General features: G+C 42.8%; 23 protein-coding genes and 3 tRNA genes. 14 read left to right on the top strand and 12 right to left on the bottom strand.

Going from position 1 to position 24,231, the window contains the following annotated elements:
* Positions 1-147 precede the first annotated feature (147 nt).
* Positions 148-1,479, bottom strand: coding sequence for a TIGR03503 family protein (locus tag G3R49_RS18780; protein WP_167870684.1), 1,332 nt, complete (start codon positions 1,477-1,479; stop codon positions 148-150).
* 10 nt (positions 1,480-1,489) lie between these two features.
* Complete coding sequence (gene dnaQ / locus G3R49_RS18775) at positions 1,490-2,218, bottom strand: DNA polymerase III subunit epsilon (RefSeq protein WP_167870683.1); 729 nt, start codon at positions 2,216-2,218, stop codon at positions 1,490-1,492.
* A gap of 82 nt (positions 2,219-2,300) precedes the next feature.
* Here dnaQ and rnhA point away from each other — a divergent pair, with 82 nt between their 5' ends.
* Positions 2,301-2,780: a ribonuclease HI gene (rnhA, locus tag G3R49_RS18770; protein ID WP_167870682.1), complete on the top strand. Its 480-nt coding sequence runs from the start codon at positions 2,301-2,303 to the stop codon at positions 2,778-2,780.
* An 86-nt stretch (positions 2,781-2,866) separates the two neighbouring features.
* Here the strand turns inward: rnhA and G3R49_RS18765 are convergent, their stop codons facing one another.
* Positions 2,867-3,700 carry a class I SAM-dependent methyltransferase gene (locus tag G3R49_RS18765; protein ID WP_245335412.1) on the bottom strand — a complete coding sequence of 278 codons (834 nt, stop codon included), beginning with the start codon at positions 3,698-3,700 and terminating at the stop codon, positions 2,867-2,869.
* Between the two features lie 77 nt (positions 3,701-3,777).
* Between G3R49_RS18765 and gloB the strand changes: the two genes are divergently transcribed.
* Positions 3,778-4,566: a hydroxyacylglutathione hydrolase gene (gloB, locus tag G3R49_RS18760; RefSeq protein WP_167870681.1), complete on the top strand. Its 789-nt coding sequence runs from the start codon at positions 3,778-3,780 to the stop codon at positions 4,564-4,566.
* Positions 4,567-4,696: 130 nt separating this feature from the next.
* Entirely contained in the window at positions 4,697-6,229 is a 1,533-nt protein-coding gene (locus tag G3R49_RS18755; RefSeq protein ID WP_167870680.1) for a LysM peptidoglycan-binding domain-containing protein, read from the top strand.
* Positions 6,230-6,371: 142 nt separating this feature from the next.
* Here G3R49_RS18755 and G3R49_RS18750 read toward each other — a convergent pair whose 3' ends face one another.
* The 3 genes from G3R49_RS18750 to smrA form a co-directional block, all read right to left on the bottom strand.
* Positions 6,372-8,648 carry an acyl-CoA dehydrogenase gene (locus G3R49_RS18750; RefSeq protein WP_167870679.1) on the bottom strand — a complete coding sequence of 759 codons (2,277 nt, stop codon included), beginning with the start codon at positions 8,646-8,648 and terminating at the stop codon, positions 6,372-6,374.
* 12 nt (positions 8,649-8,660) lie between these two features.
* Positions 8,661-9,302 (bottom strand): TetR/AcrR family transcriptional regulator, encoded by a 642-nt coding sequence (locus tag G3R49_RS18745; protein WP_130603079.1) that lies wholly within the window; start codon positions 9,300-9,302, stop codon positions 8,661-8,663.
* Between the two features lie 417 nt (positions 9,303-9,719).
* Positions 9,720-10,316, bottom strand: a complete 597-nt coding sequence (smrA, locus tag G3R49_RS18740) for a DNA endonuclease SmrA (RefSeq protein ID WP_165399059.1) — start codon at positions 10,314-10,316, stop codon at positions 9,720-9,722.
* A 232-nt stretch (positions 10,317-10,548) separates the two neighbouring features.
* On the opposite strand from smrA, the gene G3R49_RS18735 reads away from it, so the two are divergent.
* The gene (locus G3R49_RS18735) at positions 10,549-11,211 is read left to right on the top strand and encodes a DUF4440 domain-containing protein (RefSeq protein WP_242620275.1); all 663 of its coding nucleotides are present in this window, start codon (positions 10,549-10,551) and stop codon (positions 11,209-11,211) included.
* A 73-nt stretch (positions 11,212-11,284) separates the two neighbouring features.
* Positions 11,285-11,743 (top strand): YchJ family protein, encoded by a 459-nt coding sequence (locus tag G3R49_RS18730; protein ID WP_167870678.1) that lies wholly within the window; start codon positions 11,285-11,287, stop codon positions 11,741-11,743.
* Positions 11,744-11,850: 107 nt separating this feature from the next.
* Here G3R49_RS18730 and G3R49_RS18725 read toward each other — a convergent pair whose 3' ends face one another.
* The 3 genes from G3R49_RS18725 to G3R49_RS18715 all read right to left on the bottom strand — a co-directional run bounded on the left by G3R49_RS18725 (position 11,851) and on the right by G3R49_RS18715 (position 15,211).
* The gene (locus G3R49_RS18725) at positions 11,851-14,115 is read right to left on the bottom strand and encodes a bifunctional diguanylate cyclase/phosphodiesterase (protein WP_167870677.1); all 2,265 of its coding nucleotides are present in this window, start codon (positions 14,113-14,115) and stop codon (positions 11,851-11,853) included.
* Positions 14,116-14,320: 205 nt separating this feature from the next.
* A complete protein-coding gene (locus G3R49_RS18720; protein WP_130603071.1) occupies positions 14,321-14,605 on the bottom strand; it encodes a DUF406 family protein in 285 nt (94 codons plus the stop codon).
* A 93-nt stretch (positions 14,606-14,698) separates the two neighbouring features.
* Entirely contained in the window at positions 14,699-15,211 is a 513-nt protein-coding gene (locus G3R49_RS18715) for a VC2046/SO_2500 family protein (RefSeq protein ID WP_167870676.1), read from the bottom strand.
* 126 nt (positions 15,212-15,337) lie between these two features.
* On the opposite strand from G3R49_RS18715, the gene G3R49_RS18710 reads away from it, so the two are divergent.
* From G3R49_RS18710 to G3R49_RS18695, 4 genes are all read left to right on the top strand, one after another.
* A tRNA-Tyr gene (locus tag G3R49_RS18710) sits at positions 15,338-15,422 on the top strand.
* 30 nt (positions 15,423-15,452) lie between these two features.
* Positions 15,453-15,537 (top strand) — tRNA-Tyr (locus tag G3R49_RS18705).
* Between the two features lie 87 nt (positions 15,538-15,624).
* Positions 15,625-15,709 (top strand) — tRNA-Tyr (locus G3R49_RS18700).
* A gap of 306 nt (positions 15,710-16,015) precedes the next feature.
* Positions 16,016-17,089 carry a PLP-dependent cysteine synthase family protein gene (locus G3R49_RS18695; protein ID WP_167870675.1) on the top strand — a complete coding sequence of 358 codons (1,074 nt, stop codon included), beginning with the start codon at positions 16,016-16,018 and terminating at the stop codon, positions 17,087-17,089.
* 175 nt (positions 17,090-17,264) lie between these two features.
* Here G3R49_RS18695 and queE read toward each other — a convergent pair whose 3' ends face one another.
* Entirely contained in the window at positions 17,265-17,936 is a 672-nt protein-coding gene (queE, locus tag G3R49_RS18690) for a 7-carboxy-7-deazaguanine synthase QueE (RefSeq protein WP_167870674.1), read from the bottom strand.
* A gap of 184 nt (positions 17,937-18,120) precedes the next feature.
* On the opposite strand from queE, the gene queC reads away from it, so the two are divergent.
* Both queC and rrtA read left to right on the top strand, forming a co-directional pair.
* Positions 18,121-18,831: a 7-cyano-7-deazaguanine synthase QueC gene (queC, locus tag G3R49_RS18685; RefSeq protein ID WP_242620436.1), complete on the top strand. Its 711-nt coding sequence runs from the start codon at positions 18,121-18,123 to the stop codon at positions 18,829-18,831.
* 65 nt (positions 18,832-18,896) lie between these two features.
* Positions 18,897-19,514, top strand: a complete 618-nt coding sequence (gene rrtA, locus G3R49_RS18680; protein ID WP_130603061.1) for a rhombosortase — start codon at positions 18,897-18,899, stop codon at positions 19,512-19,514.
* Positions 19,515-19,608: 94 nt separating this feature from the next.
* Here the strand turns inward: rrtA and G3R49_RS18675 are convergent, their stop codons facing one another.
* On the bottom strand, positions 19,609-20,889 hold the full coding sequence (locus G3R49_RS18675; RefSeq protein WP_167870673.1) for a hypothetical protein: 1,281 nt from the start codon (positions 20,887-20,889) through the stop codon (positions 19,609-19,611).
* A gap of 288 nt (positions 20,890-21,177) precedes the next feature.
* On the opposite strand from G3R49_RS18675, the gene G3R49_RS18670 reads away from it, so the two are divergent.
* The 3 genes from G3R49_RS18670 to G3R49_RS18660 all read left to right on the top strand — a co-directional run bounded on the left by G3R49_RS18670 (position 21,178) and on the right by G3R49_RS18660 (position 23,340).
* Positions 21,178-21,846 (top strand): hemolysin III family protein, encoded by a 669-nt coding sequence (locus tag G3R49_RS18670; RefSeq protein WP_167870672.1) that lies wholly within the window; start codon positions 21,178-21,180, stop codon positions 21,844-21,846.
* A gap of 89 nt (positions 21,847-21,935) precedes the next feature.
* Positions 21,936-22,301: an MGMT family protein gene (locus tag G3R49_RS18665; protein ID WP_167870671.1), complete on the top strand. Its 366-nt coding sequence runs from the start codon at positions 21,936-21,938 to the stop codon at positions 22,299-22,301.
* Positions 22,302-22,374: 73 nt separating this feature from the next.
* On the top strand, positions 22,375-23,340 hold the full coding sequence (locus tag G3R49_RS18660) for a DUF3108 domain-containing protein (protein ID WP_245335411.1): 966 nt from the start codon (positions 22,375-22,377) through the stop codon (positions 23,338-23,340).
* Here the strand turns inward: G3R49_RS18660 and G3R49_RS18655 are convergent.
* Entirely contained in the window at positions 23,314-24,102 is a 789-nt protein-coding gene (locus G3R49_RS18655; RefSeq protein ID WP_130603055.1) for a class II glutamine amidotransferase, read from the bottom strand. The genes G3R49_RS18660 and G3R49_RS18655 overlap by 27 nt on opposite strands.
* Positions 24,103-24,231: the final 129 nt, after the last annotated feature.

The following is a 24,231-nucleotide window of genomic DNA, read 5'->3' as shown; positions in this document are numbered from 1 at the left end:
TTTGCAGCTATTTTGTGCCTGTACACATAAGCTTTTGCCCATAAATTGAGCGAACCGACAATAGATAATTATTCCGTAAAAACAACAAGTCACGTTAAATAATTAGAGGTTTAAGTTAAATCGCCTTAGCAAAACGACCCACCACGTCTATTTGTCATCAGGTATAGATAGATCAATATCATCCATACCTTGAGTATTCCCGGCTTGCAGCTCCTCTTCCGCTAACTCCTGCTCTGCCGCTGCAAGCGCCTTATTCAAGCTTTGCTTCTTACGCCAGATAATCAAAGCAAGCACTCCCAACAATAGAACGCTTACATTTATTGAAATAATCCAAAATACTGCTTTATCTTTGGCCTCTTGCTCGGCCTTTGCTTCCTCAGCCGCTGCGATTGCAGCTAATTCCTCAGCCGATGGTGGCGGTGCTGGTGGCTCAAGATAGTTAAAAAACATTTCTGGAAGATCGACAAAGATCTCTCGTCCACCCATGGTAGTTGATACAGCATTACCTTTAATACGATAACTGCCGTACTCAGTCACTTTTGGCAATGCTAGTAACGTACGCTTGTCGTTCATATCCAGCAAAGTAATTGGAATGTTAAGTCCGGCTGGGCCTATCATATCGAAGTGGAAATGGGTTTCTTCTAGCTTAACCGCATCAGTTATAGCAAGTTCTAAAGTCCACGAGCCCGATTGCGGATCTTCATCTGGAATAACTTTGGCAGTAATAGGCCTTTCTGATAATGTGAAAGGGCTGCTAAACTGGCGCTCGAAAATATTATTTCTAGCGGTGACTTGCAGCGTGTAGTCACCCGTAGGTTGGTCAAGATTGACATCACCTGTGAACTCACCATCGTCAGCGGCTTCATCGAGCTTTTCGCCATTGTCTTGGTATTTCCCAGCAATAACGATACCTGTAGCAAAGTTCTTGTCGCTACTGTCACTGTCACTAATAAATCTTGCTGTCCACTCCAACATATAATCCATGCCTGGAATGGTAATAAGCTCTTCATCGCCATTGAGATAAGCATGAACTTTGATACGCTCACCGCGAAATAGAGGCTGTGGAAACGGGTCGACCTCAATTTGCAGGTCGCTCACCTTCTTTATTTCTGAGCCTTGAACGATTGCGCCAAGTAATTGCCAGGGACCTGGCATGGGATTTTCGATGTAAATCATATCCCCAGCAACACCATCCACCCACTTAACGTTTTCTGGGTGACGAGATGAATACCATTTACTGCCGTCTGGCAACACAATAACAACGGGCGCACTACCATATTGACGTTGGATCAATAGCGTCATCTTGCTTACCATGCTATCGATTCTAAAGCGGTTTTTTAATTCCTGAGCTGTTGAAGCATTAACGATTTTACTTTGCATTTGTGCAACTGCGCCTAAGCTAACTAAAGTTAAACTCAGCAGCGCTGTCGCAACCGTCTTTATTAGAAGTTGAAATGAATGCTTCGCAATCGATGCCATAGAGAAATGCTTATCCTCGCCAGAGACATTTGCCAGACTTTGCAACTAAATCAAGTCTTTGTTCGTGTGATACTAATTCATCGGCAGATGCGGAGATCACTTTAAGATTTAATCTGCTAGTATCAATTTTTGCCACGCCACCATCTTCTTGGTTGGCTTCATCGGCAGACAAATTGAACTTGATTTGCCCACCTGTCATGATCAGGTAAACATCAGCTAAGATCTCGGCATCGAGTAACGCGCCATGGTAAGTACGACGACTATTGTCTATGCCGTAACGCTTACATAAGGCGTCAAGGTTATTCTTTTGTCCTGGATGCAGATGCTTGGCAACTTCAAGGCTATCAAGAATTTGACACATATTAGCGGTGACAGGCCCAGTTGGCTGCAGCATACTAAATTCATGATCCATAAAGCTAATATCGAACGGTGCGTTATGTGCCACGATTTCGGCGCCATCAATAAAATCGATAAAGTCTTTCGCTATTTCATGAAACCTTGGCTCTGAGGCGACGCGCTCATTAGTGATACCGTGTACTTCAATCGCCTCTTCATCAATCAACATACCCGGATTAATATACTGGTGATAAGTTCGTCCAGTTAATTTACGGTTGATAACTTCAACACAACCGATTTCAATAATTCTGTGACCGATATAAACCGGGCCACCAGCTTGGTTCATACCCGTTGTTTCAGTATCGAGAATAATTTGCCGTGGGGCACTAGAAACAATATTCATTAATGATAGTTCTCAGTTAACAAGGCTTTATGGGCACAGTATAATCGCGCCAATTAAAAATTAAGACTATGGTAGCAATTTGATGCGACAACTAAAACAGATCTCAATATTTACTGATGGTTCATGTTTAGGTAATCCAGGCCCTGGTGGCTATGGCGTCGTGATGAAATACAAACAACATACCAAAGAGCTATCAGCTGGATTTGAGTTGACTACCAACAATCGTATGGAGCTACTTGCCCCAATTATCGCCCTTGAAGCACTATTTGAGCCTTGTAAGATCACCCTCACCTCTGACAGTCAATACATGCGCCAAGGGATCACAGGCTGGATTAACGGATGGAAACGTAACGGCTGGCAAACCAAAGCTAAGACACCAGTCAAAAATGTAGATTTGTGGAAACGGCTCGATAACGCAATCGCGCAGCATGAGATCGACTGGCGTTGGGTAAAAGGTCACTCTGGCCATATTGAGAATGAGCGCTGTGATGTGTTAGCTAGAACAGCCGCAGAAAGTCACCCTACCACTGTTGATGAAGGTTACATCGCCCAAAACAACTAAGTGTAAAAAGTTAAGCGCTAGCAGTTAACAGATAAATGCGTTTATTACGAGCCAGCACACAAGCAACCTTTACTGCTCGGAGCTTGTTATTGCTTGGTATTAGTTATCACTTGTGAGGACAATTTGGCTGAACGCCCGGCACTGGGTGCGGGAGACCAATTACCTGCGCGCTGCTCACGTTTACTCTTAACCCGAGTCAATGGCATTTCAATTTTACGCGCTACGATTAAGTAAACCGAGCCAGTATTTGGTAGCCAGGATTGCAGCTTATCTTGCAAAGACTTTAATGTAGAATTCGTCGTCAGCAGCGAGTCAAACATAAAGCGCTCATCACTTTGTACTTGAAAACCCAGCAGCCCTAGCCAATCTTTAATCCTCGATGGCATAAACAGGTGACCACACCAAGGCAATTGCGTTTGGTACTTAGGCAGTAGCTTTCCGGCAAATAATGGGCTGATTGGGTTGAACCCGACAATAAACAAATAACCGCCACTTACTAGTACCCTATCCATTTCCCTAAGTAGCTGGTATGGATCTGATTCAAACTCTAAGTTAAACGCACTTAAGATCGCGTCAGTCGATTTGTTCTGAATGGGTAAATGATGGATATCAGCAACTATGTTGGCTTGAATATCACTTTGCTGATCGTCTAACTCACACTTTTGCTCAGCTTTTTTTGTTACTTGTTGCTTGGCATTTTTCTCTGCTCCAAGCTCTGCGAGATCAGCCTCAAAGACATTATAATGGCGCGATACACTGCAATGGAGAGAAGAAACTTGGCTGCTTAAATGTCCTAACTTGAGCAAGTGGTAACCAAACACTCTAGGCCACCAAGGCTGCAAATGCTGCTCCACTTGTTGCTGAATTTGTTCGCCATGTGGCAAAGCGTGCCAGCTGTCAGGTTTTAACAAAGTCTGCAAAAACTAACCCCGCAAATTAATGATATAGGTAGCACTTTAGGTTAACCTAAGCATATCAGCAATTAACCATCAGCCCTATGCTAAATATACACGCAATTAATGCCTTCAATGACAATTATATCTGGCTAATTGAACACAAGAATATCGCTTGTGTTGTTGATCCTGGCTGCGCCAGTTCGGTATTAAACTTCTTAGAAGTACACCCGCACATCACCCTTGGTGCAATTTTAATTACCCATCACCATGCCGATCACACAGGTGGCATCAATGAGTTACAACAAGCATTTGCAGAAAAGCTACAGGTATACGGCCCGCAAAATCAAATTGCGGGCATCAATCATCAATTAACGCCAACTACAAAGCTAGAGCGAGCCCAAACCTTATCGATTGAACCACTAGGTATTACCGCCAAAGTGCTTGCTACACCAGGGCATACATTAGATCACCTGTGTTATGTCATTGAAGACAACTTGTTTTGCGGAGACACCTTGTTTAGTGGCGGCTGTGGGCGACTATTTGAAGGCACGGCAACGCAAATGCATCATTCACTCAGCGAACTTGCAAAGCTTGATGACAGCACCAAGGTATATTGTGCCCACGAATACACCTTGGCCAACCTAGCGTTTGCTAAAGCGATAGAGCCAAACAATGATGACTTAATGGCGTATGCGAAGCAGGCTGTCACGCGAAGGGACAATCAACTCGCCACCATTCCAACCAATATTGGACTAGAAAAAAGCATTAACCCTTTTTTACGTGCACATTGCGAGACAATTTGGCAACATCTACAAAAAGAATACTCACTTACAGTTAATGATCCATTGCAGGCATTTACCTCAATTCGCAAACTAAAAGATGAGTTTTAACCTTAGAAGCGATCACAAAGACATTGGCGCTAATTTAATCTACAATGCCGCGCCAATAGATAATTAAAAAATCGTAGTGCTCAGCAGTTACCAATATTGCATTACCCTGAAACCACGGATTTACCAGTTAATGAATTTTAAATCGACATTGGTTGTTAGCAGCCTGTTTATTATGGGCGGCTGTCAAACCTTGACCGCACCAACACCAGTTGAAAACCCGCCAGCTGATACAACCAAGATAACCCAGAGCGAAAAACACCCCACTGCTGCAGAAGAAGTCGAACAAGAAATCGCGCAAATAACAGATGTTTGGCAGCGCATTGGCCAGTCTTTATCTATGCCTGTGCCAGACGAAAAATTAGTGAATCAATATCGCGACTGGTATCTTAAAAATCCAAAGCACTTAGCGATTGTGTCGAAACGCGCAGCACCTTACATGTATTACATTGTTGAGGAAGTTGAACGCCGTGGATTGCCACTTGAGATCGCCCTACTGCCAATTATCGAAAGTGCATTTGATCCACATGCGTACTCAGGTATGCACGCCTCTGGCCTTTGGCAACTGACCGCACCTACGGCAAAAACCTTTGGGGTTCAAACTAACTGGTGGTATGACGGCCGCCGCGACGTGATTGCATCAACCGATGCTGCGCTTGATTTACTCGAATACCTTTACGCCAAAATGGGCAACAACTGGTTGTATGCAATCGCTGCATATAACACAGGTGAAGGTCGTGTATTCAATGCCATTAAGCGTAACAAGTCTAAAGGCAAACCAGTTGATTTTTGGTCGTTAAGATTACCGCGTGAAACCTCTCGTTATGTGCCACAATTACTGGCACTTGCCGATGTGATTAAACATGCTGACAAGCATAACCTTGCGTTACATCCAATTATCAATGAGCCAAGTATTAAAGTCGTTGACATTGGTAGTCAGTTAGATTTGAACCTTGCGGCTAGCATGGCTGGCGTTAGCGTTAATGAAATTAAGCAACTTAATTCAGGACTTCGCAGCTGGGCAACGCCGCCACAAGGTCCGCATCAGCTAATGCTACCTAGCCACAAGGTAGAGCAGTTCAGTAAACAACTTAACGAGCTTGATCCAGCAAGTCGCATCAACTGGCTGAGATATCAAATTCAACCAGGTGATAGCTTAAGTGTTATTGCAAGGCAGTTTAATATTACACCTAGCATCATTCGTAGTAACAATGGGTTAACCAACAACAATATTATCGCTGGCAAACATCTATTAATCCCTGTAGCAGCCAATGGCGATGCGCTTGATGTGAATCATATTGCGCTTACTGACAAACGCACGCTTGAGCAAACTGAAACCAAACGCAAAGTAACATATAAAGTTCGCTCTGGTGATTCACTGTGGAAAATCGCCAGACGTTTTGATGTGAAAGTGGCGCAGTTAACCCAGTGGAATAACTTATCTGCAGATCACACACTATCAATCGGTCAGCGACTACAAGTCTATCCTGGTTCACCAAGTGGTATGCGCACAGTTGAGTACAAAGTTAAGTCAGGTGATTCGTTAGACAGGATCGCTAGCAAGTATAAGGTATCGGTAAAAAACCTTATCAAGTGGAATAGCTTAGAAAACAAGAAATACATCCACCCAGGCCAAACGCTTACCTTGCGGTTATCAAGTACCTAGTACTGTTAATTAAACGAATGCGGTAGATAAGTTCATACCGAACCAAATAAAAAAACGCGGCAATTGCCGCGTTTTTTGTTGCTCTTAGCCAATATTCAATTGCTAGTAGTTAATGACTAGTGGCTAAACAATACCAGTTAACTTATAGCTTATCGAAATCATCAACATTAATTGCCGCTAAGCGTAGCTTGTCTGCATCTAATAGTTGCTGATGCTCTTGCTCAGTGATCACACCTTCAGCTAAGGCTTTATTAAGTAAATCTGGCATTGGCAACTTAGCAGGCAGTTTCTTCGCCTTCTGCGCAGCTTTCAGCTTTTTGTACAGTTCTTTAGCTTGATACTTGGCAATAAAGGCAGCTTCAACTTCAGCGATACCACTAGTATCACCTTCAAATTCACCACATAAGAACGTAATGCGATCGCGAGCAGGACTTGGCTTCATCATATTGACACATAAGTTAACCGCATCTTTGTCAGCAGGTAATGTAAAGTGGTTACCTAGTGGGAATACGATTAATTTAAGTAAGATTGATACGAACTTGTTCGGGAAGTTACGTACCGCCTCTTCTAAAGCTTTTGCAGCAAAGTGCAAACGCTGCGCCATGACAAAGTGGACGATTGGCAAATCGTCATGTTGACGACCATTATCTTCATAATGTTTTAATGTCGCCGACGCTAAATATAGCTGGCTTAACACATCGCCCATACGAGCAGAGATCATCTCTTTACGCTTGAGATCACCGCCCATAATCAACATTGAAATATCGGTCATCGTTGCCAAAGCCGCAGAGATACGGTTCATGTGACGATAGTAGACCTTAGTTTCGCCGCTAACTGGCGTGCTCGAGAACACACTACCTGTTAGCGCATTACCAAATGACGACAATGCGTTACGAGTAGCATAACCAATGTGACCCATTAACAGGTTATCAAATCTATCTAAACCTGCTGCGCTATCTTCCATACCGGCCGCTTCCATTTCTGCAAGCACGTACGGATGACAACGGGTTGCCCCTTGACCGAAAATCATTAACGAGCGGGTTAAGATATTCGCGCCTTCCACCGTAATGGAAATTGGGTTAGCCATAAACGCGTGACCGAGATAGTTTTTAGGTCCAAGCTGGATACCCTTACCTGATTGGATATCCATTGCATCTTCCATCACATCACGACCAAGTTCAGTCATGTGGTACTTAGCAATGGCGGTTACAACCGATGGCTTCACTTTCAAGTCAATACCAAGTGTTGTTAAACGACGAGCTGCTTCAAGCTGGTAGGTATTTGCAATAATACGCGCCATAGCTTCTTGCACACCTTCGAAGTAACCAATTGGCATTCCAAATTGTTGACGTACATAGCTGTAAGCCGTTGTTGTCTTAGTGCTCACATGACCAGATGCAGTTGCTAGTGCCGGCAGTGAAATACCGCGACCTGCAGAAAGACATTCAACCAGCATTCTCCAACCACGACCAGCGTATTGAGGACCACCAATGATCCAATCAAGTGGAATAAACACATCTTTACCTGAAGTAGTGCCGTTCATAAACGCCATATTTAATGGGTTATGACGACGACCGATTTCAACGCCATCATGATCGGTTGGGATTAACGCACAGGTAATACCTATATTCTTGTTGTCACCAAGTAACCCGTCTGGGTCACGCATTTGAAATGCTAAACCCAGCACTGTAGCGACTGGAGCTAGAGTGATATAACGCTTATTCCAGGTCAGGCTAATACCGAGTGTTTCTTCACCATTAAACTCTTGACGGCAAACCACGCCAACGTCAGGAATTGCACCTGCATCGCTGCCCGCTTCTGGACCTGTGAGCGCGAAACATGGAATGTCTTTACCCACAGCGAGACTTGGTAACCAATGATCTTTTTGCTCTTGCGTACCATAGTGCGTTAATAGCTCACCTGGACCCAATGAATTAGGCACCATGACTGTAACTGCAGCGCTGATACTACGAGTTGCTATCTTAGATACAATGGTCGAGTTTGCATAAGCTGAGAATTCGCGGCCACCGTACTTTTTAGGGATGATAAGTGCAAAGAAGCCTTCTTTCTTAAAGTAATCCCATAGCTCTGGCGGTAGATCTTTGCGATTATGCACAATGTCAAAATCATCAATCATCGCCAGCGCGGTTTGTACTTGATTATCAAGAAAGGCTTGCTCCTCAGGAGTCAGCCCTGGTTTACCGTAATCATGCAATTTGTTCCAGTCAGGCTTACCGCGAAATAGCTCGCCTTCCCACCATACATCACCCGCTTCCATCGCTTCTTTTTCAGTACTAGAAAGTGGTGGTAGGACTTTCTTAAAAAAGCTAAACACCGGACGAGTGATAAATTTAATCCGCAGATCACGCACACCAAAGAGTATGGCAACTGCAATAATAATTAATATAACAATACTCATATTGGGCCTTCTTTACTTAGTCGGTACAGGCACTGCAACGCCAGCTGCCATGTACGGGATTACTTTACGCAAAATAGCTTCAGTATCATTGTGTTCATCATAATCGGCAGCAGCTATGTCGTTTAACGCATCGGCCGATGCCATAGTGAATACAATCGTGCCAAGGGTAAAGTGTAGTCGCCAAAACATCTCTACAGGTGGAATGTGTGGCGCACTTTGTTTAACAGCTTCAACAAATGACGCTAAATGCGCACCATAATGGGTGGTGATAAACCAACGTAGATGGCCTTGGCTTTCAATATAGCCGCGTCCTAGTAGCTGCAAGAAGATAATCGTGCCGCCATGCCTAACTTTGTTAAGCTCAAGCAGTGGGTCAATAAGCGTCGAGAAAATCTCATCCAATGATGCTTGCTCAGGTTGCTTTTGCAACTTAGCAATTTCATTTGCTGCATTAGGCATAAATACATCTAAGTATCTGGCTAACACTGCGCGTATCAGCTCTTTTTTAGAGCCAAAATGATAATTAACTGAAGCTAAGTTAACTTCAGCTTTACTTGTAATGAGGCGCAAAGATGTTTCTGAAAACCCCCGCTCAGCGAAAAGTCTTTCAGCAGCATCTAGAATCCTTGTCTTTGTATCTGTCCGGCTTGCCATCCTAAAATCCAAGTTATATTTAAAACACCCGTTTAAATTAATGTTTGAGCGAACAGATGTCAATTGAAAAATGACACAACAATACAGCGATATCAGGGTAATTTACTAAGGAATCGAGATAGGTAAGGATATGTCACTAGGCAAGTTAGTAAGTCCCGCTGTCGAGTGCTAAGGTTTTGTAGTCATTTGTACCTGTGCATAGAACACGGAGTCTCTTTTAAACATACGTATGTATCGTATCAAGCAAAGTTACATTTTAATTTGAGTTTATAGCGAATTAACTTATCAACAGCTAAAATAACGACCAGTTAATACGTTAAAACTAAACATAGAAACTCAACACAAACTAATGGGACCGAAGTGCCCCCTGCTTAGATTAACTTTTCCAGGGGCCTGAGTTATAGAAGCGGTAGGAAATTACCTAAAGCCGTGCCCTTTGCGGTTCAGTTCACTGTTATCAATTCGTTTTTGCTTAGATTTCGTTAGCATTACAAACAAAGCTCCACTGCCACCAAGTTGGGACGTAGCACTATGATAAGCCTGAACTTGAGGTAAACAGCTAAGCCATTGAGCTACCGCTGATTTCAATAGTGCAGGAAACGGTTTGTTGTTACGACCCTTACCATGGATTACCAATAAATTGCGCTCTCCAAGGTATTCTGCCTGATAAATTTGATTGAGCAGAGCTTGCCTTGCATGGCTAAGGCTGAGCCCTTGCAGCTCAACTATGGTTTTACAATCATAAGCGCCCTGCTTTAACTGTTTGAATACTTCAGCTTGCACGCCATCAATCTTATATTCAATTACATCATCACTTTTAACAGGTGTGATCATCGCGGGATCAATTGTCATTAACGTCAGCAACTCGTCTTCATCGGCTGCAAGCTTTTTGGCTATTTGTGCTTCAGTTTGTTTGAACTGTTGCTGCTCAATCACGTTATCAGCAGTAGCAGTGTTCTTTAATGGTTTAACATCGGCCATTGCTTCAAAAAAAAGTTGATTATCATCTGACATAATGGCTCCTACACACTTTGTAAACATTCTGAGCTATGGTGGGCAGCACTTTTACTTTATAGTTTTACCCATCAAGCGATAGCCTGTTAACAACTAAATGTTAACCCTCTAGGTTGCTAACTTAATACAACGGTCTTGCCAACGCATGGCCAGTCGTACTTAAGTTATCAACATAATATGTACCCTAATAATTATCGGCTTCGCAAACAAAATATAAGAGAGTTTAATCTGAATGGCTATCATTCAACCGTTCCAACTTATTGTCATCGTCACTTTGATGTTTTCGAGTTTCAGTCACTTAGCTATTGCAAAAGAAATTGCAGACGTGCAGCAAGACATCAATTCACAGCTGAACACAAAGCTCAGTGAGTTTCAAAGTGCGTTCGAGCAACTTGATACCAAATCACTCACTTCCATCTACGCCAATGATGCGGTATTTATTTCTGAAAGCCGAAACGATGAGATAGTGCAAGGCAAGTCGAAGATCTTGAAGCTATACCAGAGCTTTTTCGACAAAATCACTCGCAAGAAAGCCACGCTCGAAGTGGATTTTAGAGTCATCGAGCGACGCCTACGTCCTCAAAGTGCCATTGATGTCGGCTATTACATCGTGCGTTTCCATCCAGCAAAAGAGTCTGGTGAGCCAGTTAGCGAATTTGCGGGCAAATTTATCAATAATTACGAACTTGATGAAAGTGGCAATTGGTATTTAGCGGTTGATGCTAATACGCGATCGCAAGCCGATTTGTATTACAATGCCAAACCCGCGGCAAACTTGTATTTTGGTCGTCAGTTTATTGAGCAACAATCTTATAAACAAGACGAAACACCGACACCGCGCCAAGATCAATACAAAGATGAAGATCAGGCGGCAAATGCCAATGAGCAACACTAATCAATACCAACTATAAATAGACGTTCAAAGTCGGTTTGCCCTAGCCTATTATCAAATGTATTGAGTCTTTATCATGTCTTTATGTCCTTGTGGCAGTAATCACAATTACCAAGATTGCTGCCAACCATTACACTTAAAACAACGCGTCGCTGAAACCGCAGAAAAACTTATGCGCTCGCGCTATTGCGCCTTTGTCAAAGCTGAATATCAATATTTAATAGATACCCATGCCAGCGAATTTGCTAGCGGGCTAACAAAAGAGCAACTTTCTGAAAACCCAGCAAACTGGGTTGGTTTGCAAGTTGAATCAGCAATTGAGCGCGCAGATACTGCCAAGGTCACTTTTAAAGCCTGGTATCAAATTGACTGCGGCTTTGATGCGATTTATGAGTGCTCAGACTTTATAAAGCGTGATGGTATCTGGCTGTATACTAGGGGCGAGCAATTTGAAGCAAAGTTACCTAAACGCAACGACATGTGTATTTGCAATAGCGGCAAGAAATTCAAGAAGTGTTGTGCCTTAACGCTTTAACTTAGAGTCAGAGGCAAAATCTCGGCTAAATCAACACCACTAAAAAAGCGCCGCTATAAGCACCAAACTATCAGCGGCGTAACTTCACAGCATTCAGTCTAGATAAACTATATTGACGCCATCACAGCCATATTACTTAACGGCTCACTAGGGGCTATGACATTGTCATTGACCTGGCTTAAGAACTGCCTAAATTCATTTTCACGTACAGGTTTACTGTATAAATAGCCCTGGGCATGATCACAGCCATTATCAACGAGGAACTGTTGTTGTTCTGGCGTTTCAATCCCTTCTGCAGTGAGTGATAAATTTAACGCCTTAGCCATAGCGATAATCGCACTCACAATCTCTCTGCTCTCGTAGTTATGGTTGATGTCCATAATGAATGAGCGATCGATTTTAAGCTTAGTGATCGGGAACTGTTTGAGGTACTTCATCGAGCTGTAACCAGTACCAAAGTCATCAATCGCGAGTCCAACACCAAGCTCTGTTAACTGATGGCATAGCATGGTTGCATAGCGCACATCTCCCATTAGCTCAGTTTCGGTAATTTCTAAAATTAGCGTGTGAGGTTTAATCCGATAACGAGTCAGCAAGGTCCATACTTGCTCGTATAGGTTGTCACTAAAAAACTGGCGCGCAGCAACATTCACGTGCATACGAATATCGACATTTGTATGTTGCCATAAATTTAGCTGTTTACAGGCGGCTTCGAGTACCCACTCACCAATGGCATTGATCTGGCCTGATTGCTCAGCGATATCGATAAATGAGCCTGGATAAACCACACCTTTGCGCGGATGATTCCAACGGATCAACGCTTCAGCACCGATGTAACCACCCTGCTGTAGGTCTTTGAGTGGCTGATAATAAAGCTCAAACTGACGTCCACGAATTGCTGCTTTTAAGTCACGTTCGATTTCAATGTTATTGTCGTATTGACTCAACAATTCCTGATTGAAGTACTGAATATGTTTTGTAGATTTACGTTTTGCGTATTGCAGCGCAATATCAGCACAACTTAGTGGAGCATGACTGCCAACGACAATGGTTAAATCCACCACAGCCACAGCTGCTTTAGGCTCAATTTTTTGTCTCGCAATAACCGAAGGCAGCAATAAAGAATCATAGAGTTTAGTAAACAGAAACTCGGCATATTGCGGACTTTCTTGTACAGGCAAGATAATCGCAAATTCATCACTACCGATACGAGCGGCATCAATAGCGTTATTGGCACTGGCAAAGTGTTTTAAGCGGCGGGCGATTTCAACGAGCAGCTTGTCACCCACTTCATGTCCATTGGTATCGTTAAAGCGCTTAAAGCCAATTAGGTCAATGACTAGCAAATAGCCATTGTTGGCATTAGCTAACTGGTTTTTAAAGTAGGCGCGATTGTGTAGCCCGGTTAAACCACATTGCCAGGCAAGTCGCTCAAGATCAGCTTTATGCTCAAGCTCTGTAGAATTATCATAACAATTCACCAGTGCATACAAGTTGCCTAATTCAGTATTAAATGGTGATACGTGATAATGCACAGATTGTGGCTTACCATCACGCCTAATCAATTGGGTATCACCTTTTACAGTCTGACCATGTTTGAGCTTGTTGAGCATAAGATCTAGCAGCTGCAAGTTGTTGCGAAACACATCTAATTGCATCACGGTACTTTTGAGTACCTGCTCGCGCTTCAAACCGCTCATTTCTTCATGAGCTCGATTGACATACTCAATCACACCGTTTTCTAAGCTCACCACCATCACCACATGCTCAGAGTGCTCTACTGCACTACGAAGCAGGTTTATTCGCTCGGATTTATCATAGGAATATCGAGTGGCAAGGGTAAGTGCTAATTGATCCGCACACTGAATAATAAATTGCAGATCATCGATTGGCCATTGCTTAGCTGCAATGTGCTCGATCGACAATATGCCTTCAATATGGCCATTAATACGAATTGCAACATCGAGCACAGAGACAATATTGGCTGCCTGATAATAGCTTGATAACTGGGTGAGTAACGGATGATTTTGCGCATCGTCTGTTTGGATGTAACGATGCAAGCGTAATTCGTCGACATACTCTTGGTTAGTACGCGCGAGTTTACGATGACTTGCGTAGTCATTGAACAAATCGCTATCACCATGGGCATGTGCCACAAGTTGATAGTAGTTTTGTTCACTACGTTTTGGCTGCTCTAAAATGGAGCTATTAACTACGGGTTGATCAAACAGCCACACAAAGACTTGTGTTACCTGGCAATACTCCCGTAGTTGCTGACAGACTAATTCAGCGGTAAGAGCAAAGTTACCTTGCTGTTTAGCACTGGAATTTACAATTAATTCCAACAAGTGCTGATGTTCTTGTCGATTCATTGGTATCCCGAAAACAACATGCTTTACATCCTGTCTCTGACAAACTTCTTAGAGACGACGACTAATGTTTGCACGTAGGGAGAAATTATTAACGGTAAAATAGCGCGTTTTGTAATACTTTTTTATGACACCAAGATAACATAACACTAACGCTAGGCGCAATTTGTAACCACTAAGTACATGTTAATAAATGTAACTTCGCTAGTTACAGTTGATTCTCCAATTGAAAAATCATCTTCTCTGCGGCTACATCAAACACGATATCTACCGACTCGCCATCACCCGTATGAGTATAATTTACCTCTACATTGCTAAATCTCTGTTTAGCTTTCTCTACTATTTGCTCTAGCTCCTGAATTTTATCGCTACTACTTTTAATAGTAAGTACACAATCGTGCTCGTCGATGACTGCACCGATATCGACAAAGCTACCGCACTCCGGGCAGCTATCATTTACATTACCTTGCTGCTCAATAATTTTCTTAACCATATGAACCTCTTTAATCAACTAAAGGTTAATCATAACTAAGAATCGAACTTGATATCGCTAAGTGCTTCACAAATCAAGCTTAATACTAAGCTGCTATGCGGCTACCTGTATGCATTTAGCCATCGTACGTTGCTGCTCAATCTCACTGACATAGTTAATTGCAGCTAAATTAACCTCTGCTCCATTCCCCAGTGCACTATTCTGCTGCCCTTTATGCTTAAGTTGCGTTAAGTGGCTACAATTGGACAAGCACAGCTGCATGTCTAAATCGTTTTCACCTCTTATCACTTGGGGTTCAGGTAATAGTGCTTGCGATAGATTAAATTGGCTTTGCCCTTGTTGCTGGAACACATGGGCATGATCGACAACATCAGATTGCTGTGAAAGGTCATGCAGTAAAGGTTGCTTTGGCGGTAATTGCAGTTCCTTGGCTAACTTTTGATCGAGCGACAGATGTTTTTCTAGTTCAAATTGAGCCATGTCGCGTGCGTCAACAGACAGCATCGCTAATATCAAGCCAAAGTCACCACGTTGGTTTTGGTGAATATCTTGATTTAAGCGCGTGCCTAATTGTAATTCGTTGACTAAAGCTGACTCAATTTGCATATAAAAACATCATCTATTGCATCTATTGATAGATAATCGACCAAACGAGCCAATACTTGAGGTTTTTTTTGATTTTTTGACTTTACATGCTGACCCATTGTGACTACTATGGCGTCCGCAAATTGAGGAGGGGTTCCCGAGTGGCCAAAGGGATCAGACTGTAAATCTGACGGCTCAGCCTTCGAAGGTTCGAATCCTTCTCCCTCCACCATTTTGCGCAAGTGATAAATAGACCGTTCGTGGAGGGGTTCCCGAGTGGCCAAAGGGATCAGACTGTAAATCTGACGGCTCAGCCTTCGAAGGTTCGAATCCTTCTCCCTCCACCATTTATCGGTGCTATGATCACTTACAATAACTATTGTGGCTAATAGTTTATAAACAACACTAGTAAGTGTCTTGCTTATTAGTTCAGTGGAGGGGTTCCCGAGTGGCCAAAGGGATCAGACTGTAAATCTGACGGCTCAGCCTTCGAAGGTTCGAATCCTTCTCCCTCCACCACTTTTCTTTTTTACCCTCAATAAACATTCTGACTTCATTAGTAACTTGCAAATCCCAGTAGTTCAACTGCTCTGTGCTGCGCTTGACACGGTTGTCTTAATTCCAAGCGAAACCGCTAAACCACATTTACCCGCCACATAAATGTTACCTTGTATCATAAATTATGATTAAGTCATTAAGCCTAGGTGATGTGAATTAACATTTACGCCCTTTATTCCGTCAATTGAATACTCATTGCAAACCAAAGCTTGGTTCGCTGCGCAGTGTTGTTTATGCTCTAGGCATCAATAACTAACCGAGCTTATTATGTCTACCTCTTGGATCAACAGTGCTATTGCAAAAATTGAAGCTGATTATCAACGCTCAGCCGACACTCATTTAATTAAGCTAGATTTGCCGCAACTAAAGGGTATTGATATCTACCTTAAAGATGAAAGCACCCACCCAACTGGTAGCTTAAAACATCGTTTAGCACGCTCACTTTTTTTGTACGCCCTGTGTAACGGTAAAATTAAACAAGGCACCACTATTATTGAATCTTCGTCAGGCAGCACTGCTGTATCAGAAGCTTACTTTTCTCGCCTATTAGGTTTACCGTTTATTGCTGTGATGCCAAAGTCGACCGCGAAGAAAAAGATTGAGCAAATTGAGTTTTATGGTGGCAAGTGCCATTTTGTTGATACAGGTGACCAAATTTATGCCGAATCAGAGCGCCTAGCAGCAGAGCTAAATGGACACTATATGGATCAGTTTACTTATGCCGAACGAGCAACTGACTGGCGTGGTAACAACAATATTGCCGACTCGATTTTTAACCAAATGAAACGTGAGCCAAACCCTATTCCTAAATGGGTGGTAATGAGCCCTGGCACAGGCGGCACATCGGCAACAATTGGACGCTATATTCGCTACCAACAGCTAAACAGCCAACTATGTGTAGTAGACCCGGAAAATTCTGTCTTTTACGACTATTACCAAACGGGTGATGTAACGATTACCGGTGACAAAGGCAGCAGAATTGAAGGTATTGGTCGCCCACGGGTTGAGCCATCATTTATTCCTGGCGTCGTAGATACCATGATGAAAATCCCGGATGCGGCGTCAATTGCCACCATCCAATGGCTAGAAAAGCTAATAGGCCGTAAAACAGGCGCATCGACAGGAACAAACCTTTATGGCGCGTTGACACTAGCAAGCCAAATGCAAGAAAAAGGCGAAACAGGTTCTATCGTTACCCTGCTGTGTGATTCTGGCGAGCGTTACCTAGATACCTATTACAATGACAGCTGGATAGCAGACAATATCGGCTGCTTTAAGCACTTCCAGCAAGTATTGAATAAGTTTGATGAATCAGGCTTGATTGAAGATAGCTGCCAGTAGTACCTAGGCAATAATATCTAAGCTGCAAAGCCATTATTTTATAATACTTGATATAAAACCATTGTTTCAACACTAAAAAAGCCATTCATACGAATGGCTTTTTTATTGCTGCTTGGTTCAATTAGGCACAAGTTGAAAACCTGAGTTAATACAGCGAGAATTAACTCCGAGCTAACTAATCAATATTTAGATACTTGTGGGTCTGTACTGACAAGCGCCAATTTCGTGCAATACACGTTGCCATTGCAAGCTCAGTTGCACGCGGCTTTTGGCTAATCGGCTGTAAGCAAATGGTTTTGCCTTCAATATTGATTGGCGCTAATAATTGGTCTAGCTCGTCAATGTGTTTATCTGTGGCAACCGGGTGTTTAATTTCGTTCGCTCTAATTAGTGCTTGCTCAAGCACTTCCATGCCACCTTTCATGTTCACTTTCGGTGATACCGTCACCCAGGTATCAATGTGACACTTAACTTCAAACGTACCACTCGTTTCTATCTGAGTTTGGTACCCTGCTGCATTAAGTGCAGTTGTAAGATCAGTTAAGTCGTACATACATGGCTCGCCACCAGTGATGACTACATGCTTTGCGGTAAAGCCCTTTGCAATAAACGCATCAATTAAGTCTTGAGCTGATAGCTCACTCCAACGCCCGATTACGCCATCAACTTGAATTACCTGAGCAGGTTCGACTTTGTTGTTTTCTTCAAGCTCCCAAGTATGTTTGGTGTCGCACCATGCGCATCCCACTGGACACCCTTGTAGACGAACAAACAGTGCTGGCACACCGGTAAACATGCCCTCACCTTGGATCGTTTCAAAGACTTCATTCACTGGATATTGCGTCATGCTACTACTCAAATTGTTTAATCGCGTTGTTGGGTGGGCAGTTATAGTGTAAAGCGTAACTAGGTGCAAGTTTTCGGGCTATTTAAATCAGTGTATCGGTAAAATTTAGCCCAATCGCATAGTCTGCTTAGGATTCAGCATCAAACTAATATAAACTTGGTAACAAGTTTAATTAGGTAAGTAAATCATGAGCAAATCAGTTAACTCAGCGTTGGTCGTATTCAGTGGTGGCCAGGACTCTACGACATGTCTAATTCAAGCATTAGCTAAGTATGACCAAGTACATGGCATTACATTTGATTATGGTCAACGTCACCGCCAAGAAATCGAGATCGCTAAAGAACTCGCAAACAAGCTAAATTTGGCCTCGCACAAGGTAATGGATGTTGGCTTACTAAACGAACTTGCCGCATCTGCGCTAACACGAGATGCCATTCCTGTATCAAATGAAGTGATGAACAACGGGCTGCCTAATACGTTCGTACCTGGGCGTAATATTTTATTTTTAACCTTGGCCGGTATTTACGCTTACCAATTAGGTTGTGATGTCATTATCACTGGCGTGTGTGAAACCGACTTTTCAGGCTACCCTGATTGCCGCAATGAGTTTATTCAATCAATGCAGTCAAGCCTTGCACTGGGTATGGACAAGCCAATAACCATTGACACGCCGTTAATGTGGCTTGATAAAGCAGAAACCTGGGCGTTAGCAGATAAGTATGGCCAACTCGAATTGGTCGAGCACGAAACTCTCACCTGCTATAACGGTATTAAAGGCTATGGATGCGGTGATTGCCCTGCTTGCCACTTGCGTACGCGCGGTATTGAAGAGTACAAAGATAACCGTGAACAAGTAATGGAGCGTTTAAATAGTAAGCAAAAGAGTCAACTTTAGACCGACTAGCTAACGTTATTTCTAAGCTATACTTAACAATATCAAGGATGTAAGGAATAAAAACTATGTTAGGCGATAAAGGCGCTAGCCCATATCATGTTCTTATATTGACCAGTTTGATATGTATTGTGCTATTCGCTATGGATATCGCAAATTTTGGCTTTGATGTCAGTAACACCCTGGCCTATCGCCGCGACAAAATTGAATTTTGGCAGGTTTGGCGTTTAGTCACGGGTAATTTTCTGCATACCAATTTGTGGCACTTACTGATGAATCTCGCAGGCTTGTGGATCATCGTGTTTTTACACGAGATCCATTACAAGCATCACGTTGAAAAGTTAGTGTTATTGATTTTTAGCTTGTGTTTGTTTGAAGGCGTTGGGCTGTTTTTCCTTTATCCCGATTTAAATGGTTTTGTCGGTTTGAGTGGCATTCTTCACGGCTTGTTTGCCTTTGGTGCCATTATGGATGTGCGTAAAGGTTTTCGCTCTGGCTATTTATTATTGATTGGTGTAATCATGAAAGTCATGTACGAGCAGTATTTTGGCTCGCTTCAAGGCATGTCGAGCTTGATTGAGGCTAGAGTAGCGACAGAGTCACACTTTGTCGGATTATTTGTAGGCATCGCAATTGGGCTATTTTGGCTACCTTTGGCCAATAGGTTTAAGCGAAGAAACAGATAGCTCATAAGCAGCTGATTAAGTTTTTACCTGGTTAATTTTGGCGTCAATTTAGAATTTGCACTCACTCTAAAAAGTCTAACAAGTACCGCTAACCTTAGTTCGCGGTGCTTTTGTTTTTAATCAGCGAAATCCGCTTTTCTAACGACAGTTCTAACTGTTTCTTTTGCTCATCTTCTCCACAAAATTTAGCGAAACCTAATCCCTTTTGGTGAGGGTTAATTTGAGTCGCTAAATCTACCTCTCGATAACAGTAATCTCCCTTGCGCACCACTCGCATGGGATCAAATTGATGATCATAGGTGTGATAATCTACATCGTGAGCCTCAGGTAGCACTGCCTCGACCACCTGGTTTGGCTGAGGGGTAATTGCGTTTAACTTTTGCGAGTTGTTAGCCCATTTATCCATTAGGCTTTGCGTGTTTAACGATCGGGCAGCATTATCGATTACCTCACCATACGCCGCCTTAGCGTGTGTAGATGCAATCGAATCAAACAACTTAGGTGAAAGCGTCTTAGCCTTCGGCATATTGGAAGCAGGGTTCTTATTCATCATCAAAACTTGGCTAGCTTTAGGTAACTTTGAAGGCTTTTGTTCATGGTTGATGCTTTTCTGTACTGCGTTCTGAGCATGTAGCTCTTTCAGTTGCTGTTCTTGTTGCTGTGTTTGTAGATCTGAGCGCGCGTACTTATCTCTCACTTTATCGCCTTGTTTCTGCTGGTGATTAGCTTTAGGCAAGCCTGATCTTGTAGAGGGTTGTACTTCAAAAGATGGTGCTTCAGATTCAGCAGATGCGGGCAAAGGTGCAGGATCTAATGGTTGCCGAATTTTATTATTGTTATTCAACAGCGCAAGATCGGCTGCAGACATTAAGCTAACACGTGTTAGCTTAATAAAATCATCATTACGTTGCTGGTTGGCAACGAAGTAGTCAACTTTTTGATCGACTTGATGTTGATTTAGCATTTGTAAGCTAACAAAAAGCAAGACATGTGCAAGTAGCGATATCGTTAACACTTGATAACAAGGCTTTATCGAGCGATGCCAATCCCCTAGCCTTGCATCAGTTGAAGGCCGCTTTAATTCATGTTCCTTACTCGCTATAAATTCGCATCCTGAGTACTCATTAGCAAATAGAACCTGTGATGTTTCGGCGTTATCAGTAGCATTATCAGAGCTCTGCACCCTTGCTGTTATATCCATACCAAAAACATCGACTTGTTCATCGCACTCACAAGGCCAGTTAATTTCCAACTCATAGCTTAGCTCGTCCATGTTCAGGCTAACATTCACATCGAGCCTTGAGTCTAGAACGACATCAAAACGGCCTAAGTTGTGCTCATGAATATTCGATGGGACTGAACGTTTTGGGTACATAGATGAGCTATCTTTTAAATAAATGGCTTAACACTATTGGCAATCTATAGAGTTAATTATTTGTTAATAGTTCAATTTAAAGCAACCAAGGTAATGATTCACGTAAGGAAGCATTTAAAGGAGGGGGTTGTTTGGGAACGTTTAAACAACCGTGGATACAAGTTAAACAACCAGATCTGATAGACCTAATTCTAACAAAGCAAAATTCAGCTAACACATGTTAGCTGTAGATTTGTTTTTTTGATGCTGTTACACTGGTCCAACCAAAAAGATTTCAAGCGAATATCAATGTCAGTCAAGCAGTCAACAATCGTCGGTTATTATCCGCCGGCGCATTCGCAATACAGTGATAAAGAAGAACGCTTAAATGCACTCACCCACGGCTTAGGCGTGGTGCTGGGCGTATTTGCGCTTGTTGCTATGCTACTTAAACCTGCAGATTTAAACTCGATACAAATTGCTGGCATTATCACTTACGGTTTATCGCTCATCTGCTTGTTTCTCGCCTCAACCCTTTATCACTCAAGCAAAAGTGAGTTGTGGCAAAAACGCTTCAAAATGGCAGATCACTGCGCCATTTATACCTTAATTGCAGGTACGTATACCCCACTTATGCTGATTGCCCTATCAAGTGAGTCAGGTTATTGGGTGTTGCTAGCCATCTGGCTACTTACTGCAGGTGGCATAGTATTTAAAACCCTGTTTATTGGGCGTTTTAAAGCATTTAGCGTGACCTTGTACTTAATTATGGGTTGGTTGTGCTTATTGGTAATGGGTCAACTCTATAACGCGCTCAGTGTGGCAGAGTTTAGCTTGTTATTACTTGGCGGCATGTTTTATAGCTTAGGCGTCATCTTCTACGTTAATAAACGCATTCCTTATAACCATGCAATTTGGCACTTGTTCGTTCTTGCTGGCGCTTATAGCCAATTTGCCTGCATCTATCTAATTATTTAGCAATCTCGGAGTTCACGCGTTTGGGTTAAAACTAACCGGCTCGTCAACGCAAGTGGTGTTTGTTATGCTCGATTAACGAAATTTAATTGATGCCACTAACCTTGCAACCAACAGCAGAGCTCACATCTATCGAGCGTATTCAATACATAGTGTCACTGATCCCCGCGGGAAAAGTGTTAACCTACGGGCTCGTCGCGGACTACGCGGGATTGCCCGGTCGTGCACGTCTTGTATCTAAAGCACTTAAACAAGCACCTTCACACCTCAATTTGCCCTGGCATAGAGTGATAAATAGCCAGGGCAAGATTTCAATAAATAAGCAATCAAGCACCTTCGCAGTTCAAGTCGAACTATTAAGGCTTGACGGAGTCACAGTAAACACTGGTAAGATTTCATTATCTGAATACTTGTGGAAACCCGATATGGCGACGCTAGTACTCAGTCTGCCGTTTTAGATGACTACTTTAGGGAACTAACTTAGGTGACTAAATCGGTTGATATGTTGACTTCATAAATAGGTACTTAACTTTGATTCATAGATTTTCGCTTAGCGCTTTAACACTTAGCCTTGTGAGCTCGCTCGCACTAGCTAATTCACAAGCCATTGAATCCGCAGTTCATACAGAGCAAGGCGCTAGCCCAATAGAGCAATCGGGTCAGGTTGAGACAGCACCAGCGCAGCACATCGCGTTCACCAAAGTTGCTCGTGCGGCAATCATGTCGCCATTAACGCCACATACAGCCAGCTACAAGGTGTTCTATGGTAGTTTCGAACTTGGCGATGCACACTATAGGCTACCAAAATCGGATTCTAATTATTATAAGTATCACTTCGATAGTGAAGTTGGACTGCTGATGCTGTCTGACGAGCGTAAAATTGAGAGCGAGTTTCTAGTTGAAGACGGCCGACTCACACCTTATCGCTACTCACACGAACGTACAGGCACAGGTAGTGACTATGAAGAACAAACCTTGTTCTTAAAGAACGAGCAATATGTTCATACCATATATAAGTCTGACGCAACCAAGCTTGATTACAAAGAAGAGCTTTTTGATCCTTTAATGGTGCAGCTGCAATTTAGAATGGACTTAGCAGCGAATAAAAGGCCACTTGCTTTTAAAATGGTTAAGGACATGGAAGTAGACGACTACTCTTTTCGTGTTGTAGCCAATGAGATGGTTACGCTAGATAGCGGCACATACGACACGGTCAAAATCGAAGTTGTACGCGACAGCAGCAAGAGACAAACCTTTTTCTGGATGGCCAAAGATTTAGCCTACTTACCTGTGCGCTTGAGCCATTTCTCAAAAGGAAGTAAACAATTAGACATCCAGCTTGCGAGCTATCAATTTGATGCGCCGCTACCACCAATGACCACTGCGATAATTGATGGTAGTGATCCTGAACAAACCAAAAAGGCATTGGAATGGATGCAACAGGAAAACGACACAAGTGAATTAGAAGAGCTAAAGCGACTCGCTACCGAACATTAGGATGCCTTTGCGGAACACTTTCCACTCACCAGGCTTGAGTATGTACCAGTCTTCGTTGTCGGTAAGCGGTCTTGTAGCAATTACAGTTACCACGTCATTTGGCGTAGTTTCTTTTTTGAAATCAATAACCACATCAGTATCAATCAATTTGGCTTTACCAAATGGTGCTTTACGGGTGATGTAACTTAAGTTGTTACTGCAATAAAACATTAAGTCATTGCCATCACTGAGTATCATATTAAATACACCAAGCTCGCGAATCTCATCAGCAAGTGTCGCGATATAGGCAAACACATCGCTCATACTCTGCGGCGCAACATCGCCAAAGCGATGCACCACTTTATCCATTATCCAACAAAACGCTTGTTCACTGTCGGTATCACCGACGGCTTTAAATCGCCTTGTGACGAACTTTTCTTCATAGTTACTTAACTGGCCATTATGCGCATAAGTCCAGTAACGCCCCCACAATTCGCGGGTAAAAGGATGGGTATTTTCTAGCGAAACGCCACCACGATTCGCCTGACGGATATGGCTAACGACGGTTTCACTTTTGATCGGGTATGATTTGATCAACTGCGCTATATGCGACTCACTGCTAGGTTTAGCATCTTTAAACGTGCGGCTGCCTTTACCTTCATAAAAGGTAATCCCCCAACCATCAATATGAGGTCCTGTCACGCCACCGCGCTCGGCTAATCCAGTAAAACTAAACACAATATCAGTCGGAACGTTAGCGCTCATGGCTAATAATTCGCACATTTTTTCACCTTAAAAACTTGTCGCAAAAGCCTATTCTGCTGACATTTTACCTCTTTGGTTTAATAGGATAAATAATCAAACCAAACAAAAATTTAAACAATTGTTTGAAAATTACTTGTATTCGATCAC

Origin of the sequence: Shewanella sp. WXL01, assembly GCF_012263345.1 — a bacterium.
GTDB classification, from domain to species: domain Bacteria; phylum Pseudomonadota; class Gammaproteobacteria; order Enterobacterales; family Shewanellaceae; genus Shewanella; species Shewanella maritima.
Note: the sequence above shows the minus strand (reverse complement) of the source record. Positions and strands in the feature narration are given on the sequence as shown.